The 1,807-nt window shown below is 75.4% G+C and carries 2 protein-coding genes and 1 pseudogene; 1 reads left to right on the top strand and 2 read right to left on the bottom strand.

Features of this window, described 5'->3' with window-relative positions; genetic code table 11:
* Nucleotides 1-387: hypothetical protein (locus tag H5J33_RS33845; RefSeq protein WP_181798498.1), on the bottom strand; the 387-nt coding region annotated here is incomplete at its 3' end.
* Nucleotides 388-686: 299 nt separating this feature from the next.
* A pseudogene (locus tag H5J33_RS38090) lies at nt 687-1,031 on the bottom strand (EamA family transporter); the annotation flags it as partial.
* Between the two features lie 79 nt (nt 1,032-1,110).
* Here H5J33_RS38090 and H5J33_RS33835 point away from each other — a divergent pair.
* The coding region (locus H5J33_RS33835; protein ID WP_181798499.1) for a LysR family transcriptional regulator at nt 1,111-1,807 on the top strand (697 nt) is incomplete at its 3' end.

The following is a 1,807-nucleotide window of genomic DNA, read 5'->3' as shown; positions in this document are numbered from 1 at the left end:
GGCGCGGGCACGGGGGACACCGGGGGGCCTGTGCCGTGCGGGATGTGTCGCACGTCCGCGCGGCGTGGTGGGCAGCGCCGGCGGGTGCTGCTCGCCGTCGAGCCCGGTGTCGTCCAGCGCGGCGCGCGGCCGGTCCGCCGTGTGGTCCAGATGGCCGTCCGCCGTGTGCCGGTGCCGGGGAGGGCCGGTCGGATCCGTGCCGTCGGCGGTGCCCGCCGGGTGCGCGGCCTCGCGCGCCGCCACGGCGCTCGGGCCGCGCCCGGCGAAGGAGCAGGCGTGCACCGAGCCGGCGAGATGGGCGGCGATCACCAGGACCAGTCCGATCAGCAGGGCGGCGTGGCGCGAGCGCCCCGCGCTCCTGTCGCCGCCGTCCCGCGTTCCGATCACATGCGCAGGGTAGTGGCGGAGTGACCCGCTGTCACATCGCGGCGCGCCCGCCGGACCCGTGGCAGCCGCAGGACCGGCCGGGGTCCGTGTGACCGAGGTGGGCGGCCAGGGCCTGGAGGAGGGCGATCGCCGCCATGCGGGTCACGGGGTGCCCGACCCCCTGCGGAGCACGGTCGGCACGGCCGGTCCGCCGTCCTCCCGGCCTCGCCGTCCGGAGGTGTCCGGCCTGGTGGTCATCCTCGGATCCTCTCGTCGCACACTGAGGGCGAACCCCTCCACGGATACCCCCTGCCCGTATCGAGGGGCAAGGTGTGCCCCGGCTTGACTCTGTACCCCCCTGGGGTATGTTGAAGGCCATCGAGCCGCCTGTGGGCAGCGAACAGACGAGGAGTCACCATGAACACCGGGCTGCGGATCCACCACCAGTCCCCGCGCGGCAGCACCCGGGTGAGCGCCAGGCCGGCCAGCCCGGCGGGCAGGGAGCGCATGAGTCCGGCGAACAACGGGTGTCCGGGCGGGAGGAGTTCGGTGGTGACGACGTAGGTGGTGCCCCAGGCGGCGGGGGCGAGGGCGGTCAGCAGGACGGTGGCGGACCGGTGGGCGGCCGGCGCGACGGTGGCCGGCCGGTGCGCGGACGAGGACATGTGAGGAGTCTCGGCCGCCGCCCCGTCATGCGTCCAAGACATGGTTGCCATCGCAGTCATGCACGGAAACCATGATCGGGTGGACCTCCAGCAGATGCGGTACGCCGTCGCCGTCGCCGAGACCCGTAACTTCACCCGTGCCGCCGAGCGGTGTTACGTGACGCAGTCCTCGCTCAGCCACCGGATCGCGGGCCTCGAGCGGGAGTTGGGGGTACGGCTGTTCGCCCGCTCCAGCCGCCGGGTCGAACTCACCGAGGCGGGCGAGGCGTTCGTGGCCCGGGCGCGCGAGGCGCTGGCCGCCGCCGACCGCGCGGTGGCCGACGCCGCCGCCGCGACCGGCGTGGTGCGCGGCCGGCTCGCCGTCGGCGTGATCGTGACCACCGCCGCCGTGGACGTACCGGAGGTGTTGCAGCGCTACCGCGCCAGGCACCCGGAGGTGCGGGTGCTGCTGCGGTCCGGGCGCAGTGACGAGCTGGCGGCGGCGATCCGCCGCGGCGAGCTGGACATCGCCTTCCTCGGGCTGCCGGAGGGCGAGCGGCCCACGGGCGTGGAGAGCGTGGCGCTCGACCACGACGAGCATGTGCTGGTGGTGGCGGCCGGGCACCGGCTGGCCGGGGCGAAGCGGGTCACCCTGCGGGACATCGCCGGGGAGACGTTCGTGGACTTCGTGGCCGGGACGCCCGCCCGCGCCCAGTCGGACCAGGCGTTCGCCGCGGCCGGCCTGGTCCGCGAGGTCGCCTACGAGGCGGGGGTGGTGGAGCTGATCACCGGGCTGA

Source organism: Streptomyces sp. WELS2 (assembly GCF_013870595.1).
Taxonomy (GTDB): Bacteria; Actinomycetota; Actinomycetes; order Streptomycetales; family Streptomycetaceae; genus Streptomyces.
Note: the sequence above shows the minus strand (reverse complement) of the source record. Positions and strands in the feature narration are given on the sequence as shown.